The sequence below is a fragment of the uncultured Paraglaciecola sp. genome (assembly GCF_937123705.1).
In the GTDB taxonomy this organism is placed as follows: Bacteria; Pseudomonadota; Gammaproteobacteria; order Enterobacterales; family Alteromonadaceae; genus Paraglaciecola.
This window is the reverse complement of the sequence record NZ_CAKZKO010000125.1, coordinates 1-5,070: the sequence shown is the minus strand read 5'-3', so window position 1 is coordinate 5,070 and position 5,070 is coordinate 1. Positions and strand designations below refer to the sequence as shown.

Annotated in this window: 6 protein-coding genes; all 6 read right to left on the bottom strand. The window is 51.4% G+C overall.

All coding sequences use genetic code 11. From position 1 onward, the window contains the following. Positions 1-27 precede the first annotated feature (27 nt). Entirely contained in the window at positions 28-2,412 is a 2,385-nt protein-coding gene (locus Q0688_RS15640) for a right-handed parallel beta-helix repeat-containing protein (RefSeq protein ID WP_299078812.1), read from the bottom strand. A gap of 3 nt (positions 2,413-2,415) precedes the next feature. After that, positions 2,416-3,141, bottom strand: a complete 726-nt coding sequence (locus Q0688_RS15635) for a hypothetical protein (protein ID WP_299078809.1) — start codon at positions 3,139-3,141, stop codon at positions 2,416-2,418. Positions 3,142-3,146: 5 nt separating this feature from the next. Then, a complete protein-coding gene (locus Q0688_RS15630) occupies positions 3,147-3,650 on the bottom strand; it encodes a hypothetical protein (protein WP_299078806.1) in 504 nt (167 codons plus the stop codon). 274 nt (positions 3,651-3,924) lie between these two features. Further along, positions 3,925-4,248, bottom strand: a complete 324-nt coding sequence (locus Q0688_RS15625) for a hypothetical protein (protein WP_299078803.1) — start codon at positions 4,246-4,248, stop codon at positions 3,925-3,927. A gap of 9 nt (positions 4,249-4,257) precedes the next feature. Further along, a complete protein-coding gene (locus Q0688_RS15620; protein WP_299078800.1) occupies positions 4,258-4,878 on the bottom strand; it encodes a hypothetical protein in 621 nt (206 codons plus the stop codon). Further along, positions 4,875-5,070 (bottom strand): hypothetical protein (locus tag Q0688_RS15615; protein ID WP_299078797.1); only part of this gene is annotated, 196 nt, incomplete at its 5' end. The genes Q0688_RS15615 and Q0688_RS15620, both read right to left, overlap by 4 nt.

Sequence of the window (5,070 nt, the reverse complement as noted above, 5' to 3'; positions counted from 1 at the left end):
TGATGATCCAAGCGTCGTCGCCATTTGCTACCCTCCTATAATTGAATTTCCAATAATTTTTGTACCGCCACCACCACCACCACCGCTGGCCACTATCGCCCCGCGCCCTTGCGGGTTAGACGCTATGCCTGTGCTGCTAACGGCAGGGTCAATAGTTGTGTTGTCGTCTACGCTATCGTAGTTGCTCAACCAGTGCGAGTTACCATCTGATGTATTGCCATAAAATGTATTGCGCTCTGCAATAATAGTGTTGGTCGAGCCTACGTTGGTCTCGAAGTGTATACCCACTGACTCGCCATCGATAATATTGCTGGACACTTCCATGTTGTCGGTTGCATTAGCAATAGAAATGCCTCGATTGTTGTTGCCGCTAACTGTGTTGTAGATAATTGTAGCGACAGTTGTCGAGTTAATTTCTATGCCAATGCCATCGCTAGAGTTGTGGCCGTTATTGACGCACCGATTGTTAATAATCATTATCGGGTTCGTCGTACTTCCCGCCGCCGATGTATCAATTCCATCGTCCTCGTTGCCATGACAATAATTGCTATCAACGCGATTGCCAGCAACCGTCGTATTTAAAATGCCAATGCCGCCACCTGAGCCTGTCCCCTCCTGATTGGCGCACTCATTTTCGCGTATTTCAGCGCTACCGCCATCCTGATAAATGCCCACTGTATTGTTGTACTTGCAGGTATTATCAATAATGCGTGAGCCGGTAGCACTGTTTGTGCGTATACCGTGATGCAATCCGTAATAAACTTTACATCGTTGTATAGTGAGATAGTCGCCCTGCATATCGATAACCGCCGCCGAGTTTCCCGCGTAAGGAATCTCAATATGATCGCTGGTAATGGTCTCGCCCGAGGCCGGTCGGTAGTAGATCGTGTTAAACGCAAGTGTGTCGTTGTCTCCGTAATCAAATTCACCGGCGGCAAGCGAGCCCATTGTGCCTTTGGTGCGCTTTTCTGTTAGGTTTTCCATGCCGGCAAACGACGATGCAATGCCGATGAAATTCGGCTCAGCGTCGAAGCCGGGATTTGCCCCGCCGGTTCTTGTGACGTAATACTCACCACTTTGTGATGGTGATTCCGTCCAGCTGAAGTCGCCGCCGTGGGTGGCATTGATCGAGCCGGTAATCGGCGCACCGTGTCCGTCTAGGTGCATTCGACTGGTCGCTGTGCCATCCCATGTAAGCGGCACGCGCCCGCCCTGCTTGGCATTAAATCGATACGGGTTCGCCGCACCGTTATCAACCAGATTAACCACATCACCCGCACGCATACTACCGAGACCGGCTGCCAGCGATTTCATTGGCGACGCGCTGCTGCCGGTGTTGGCATCATCGCCCAGAACATTGTCGATATAGTACGCAGCGCGCCCCGCTGTATACACTCGATTGGTGCTGATCTCTACGTCGTCGATCTGGTAGCCAACCGCATTAACAAAGCCGCCAGACACGCCTATCCCTAATCGTATTTCATCGAAAACGCTATTTGCGCCGTTGATGTTTGAATCGATGTTAGTTAGCGAAAATACTGGCGTACCACCCCCGTCTATGTATACGTCAAGCACTCCGTCGTCCATACCCTCTTGCGCGCAACGAAAAAATACCTCGATGGTGTGGTCGCCGTCGTTGCTAATAGATGTAAATTCATCGCTTTCGACTAGCTGCTGCGCACCCGTAGAATTGTCGTACACTGCACGAAGTCTTGTTATTTGTCCTGTGCTGGCGTCGGATAGCAGCCGAAGGTCTAGCGGTATATTGGCTGTTGACGTGTTGTTAATAAAGCTCACAACCGATGCGTTCCGATTGCCGCCAACTGACCCGTATGGAATGTTTAGGGTGAACTTTACCCAACCTTGCACCATGCCATCTAACAGATTTCCGGTATTACCGTTGCCTCGACCGATATATACATAGCCTTCGCTGGTGCCTTCAAGATACACCAGTCGATTACCTGTATAGGCGGGTGTGCCGCTCTCACCTTGCCATGCGCTGCTATCGCCGGATGCAAAATCATCTGTAAATAAAAGTCCCATAGGATCAGCCACCGATTTCCAAGTTATGTCTTTTTCAATACCGTCTGTTGTGCCAAACGGGTTTGTACCGATAGGCCATACCCATTGATAGCGGTCGCCTAGCTCATAGAATGTTGCATCTTCACGCAGATAAACTACGCCATCAACTGCGAAGCTATACCAGCCAGAGTTCGTGCCCTGCCTGCCGGTCGTTATCTCTAGTACGACACCGTTGTCTGCAGTGTTCCAGCCAAGATGTCCTACAGTGACCGTACCGTAGGTGAACTCCTCTGTTAGCGGATCAAGCGATCCATAAGCAAGATCGACGTCGTAGCCGTAGTTTGTAACGACTGACGGAATCGTATAGCTGCCCGTCGTTAAGGTTGCCATTCGCTACACTACCAGCATTCTGTGCGTAAAGTGCCGCTTACCCTCACCACTCACCGACTGATAACCATTGCCCTTGTTCGGGTCTTGTGAGCTAGGCTCGACGAAGGCGCTGTTCCAGATTATGTCGCGGCAATGCTCGTCAATGTCTAAGCCACCTTCCAGCGAGGCGTCAATATGATGTCCGTCTGAAACTAGGTAGTTCACACTCTTAAGCGTCATGCCGACACCCTTCACAGCAGTATGGCCGCCATGAAGGTAAATGTGATTGAAGAACTCGCCATTCTCTCTCTGCGATTTCGGGATCATGTTCTGGAATAGCCAGCCATTTGAAGGCTTGCCTCCATCCCACTGGATAACATGGACGTCGTAGTAGTGTCCTAGCGTATGGCGTGCGCTAGGCACCTCATCGCCTCGACTAGGCCAGCGTGAAGGCTTCCAGTCGGGCAACCGTCGAGTAATCACTCGTATACCATAGCCCCATTCAGGATGAACCCAAACGTCTCGCATGAGAGGTTCGCCGGGGTTGATGAGCGTGATGTTGCTTTTGACCGTAAAGCCTTCCAGACTCGGCCGCCAGCCTACAATCCGCATTCTGTTCGTCAAGAAGCTAACACCAGCCCCAAGTCCCTTCACCGTCACATTGGGTTTGAGGTTATTTCCACGCTCGACAAACTGCTCCCAAAGCAGATCGTTTTGTTCTGTGTTGTCGGTTAGCTGGAGAAAAGGCATAGCTACTACTGCACCACGATCACAGCTTCGAGGTTCAGGATTCGCGACAAGGGGCTTAGCTCGCCGCCTACGCTATCAATAAACGCCTGATCGAATCCCGCGTTCACTATGTTGGTCGGGCTGTATTGCGCGGCCTCATTGCCGTAAATGTCCACGGTTGTTATGTCTAGCGCAATGGAGACCTGTCCGTCGTCTAACACGTCCGCTACAGTTACTGCCAAGACCATTGGAACCGCCGTTCCAGACTCAGCGTAATCAACGATGGTCGCGCCGCCTGATGTTGCTGCTCGCAGCTTATGTCCAGCAATCTCGCTTGCGGGTAGAGGTGTTCCATCTATTCGAGTCGTTGGCTCGTCAAAACAAACTCTAATCTGAATCGGGCAATTCATCGTCCCTGCGTCGCACGCCAGTATTGGGGTTTCTGTTAGCGGCACGCAGTCCTGAGCCTGAGCAAGAGTGGCAAGCGCCAAAGTTGCGGCCAGTAAAGCGTATGTTGTCAATTTCTTCATGGATTGCCTCGTACTCTGTTGATCGCAGCGACCGACTTGGCCCTGATGGGTAGTGATTTTTGCGCTTCGTCGTCATAGCACTGAACCGTCTGCAAGAGTATGCATTCCCGTTCGTCGGTGAAGGTGTTGGCGTGAGCGTTTGCTGATCCTGATATGCGCAAAGCGAAAGCGCCAAGCACCCATAGAACCGTCGCCAGAATAACCAGAACCCGCGATGTCCTAATCAGCCACGGACTAAATACAACATGGCCATCTTTGAAGCGGAATGGCTTAATCATTTTGAAAGCCTCTGAATATATTTTTTAGCGACCGCGACCGTAAAGTTAATACCGATGACGCCAATAGCACCAGCAATGAGATACATGACGCTATCAGACCACTCGCGCCACTTGCCGGTGTTGATGATGATCGAGGTGATGACTGCGTTGAGCATGAGATTGCCGAGGATGATTCGCCAGTGGATTGGCTTACCATTGATAAGCGCCTGACCGAGCTGGCCCATGAACAGCAGAATAAATATTTCAAGCCCATTGGCAGCGCCGATATGTACGCCAACGTGTTCGACAAAGAATGCTTTAATTTTTGAGATAAACAGCACACAGCTCACCTACACATCTTTGAAAAATTCGGCATAAAGCGGCAAAGGATGCTCGCTACCGCCTTGTACGCGAATGCCTTTGAATACTTCCTTGCCAATCCGCTGCATACCCGGTGGCACCCATGTCACCATGTCGTAAGGATTGACGTAATGCGTTGTACTCTGCCGCAACCAGTTCTCGTGATGCGCGCTGTAGATTTTCCTGATGTACTGCGGTGCGCCGAATGTCACAACCTGCGTTATCAGCTCTTGCCGGTACGATACCGCTGCGAATATTCCGCCCTCACCACCGCCCGCCGAGTGACCGCCGACAATGTTCTGCTTGCCGGTACTGAGCAGTGTGTCAATTTCTTGCAGGTGTTCAATGACCTTGCACGCATAGCCGCGATGGAATTTGCCAATGTGCTGGACTTTCTTCGTTGGCCAAGCATAGAAATTCTGCAACCAGTCCGGCAGTGTCTTGCTGCCCTGAAAAGCAATATTGACCACATCGTCCAGCTCTTGCCGAAAGACCACCATATTCCCCCCGAAAACATGAAACGATTCGCCGGTGGGTAGTTTGGTATCAACTGGCAGATAGGCGCGCTCACAGACTGAGTGGAAGTGCTTGCGCTGTTCTAGCGGTGTCATTGGGTTATCTGTACTGATTCGACGGTAGCAATCAGCTCAGCGACTAACTGATCGAGCGTGACCGTCACATCGTCGGTTTCGATTGCTTTCAGTGCCGTTAGCTGTGCGCCGATCTGCGCCATGTATCGCTGACCGGCGACGGTTTTACACCAGACACCGCATTCCTCGGCCAGCATCGCAGAGAGGATATCC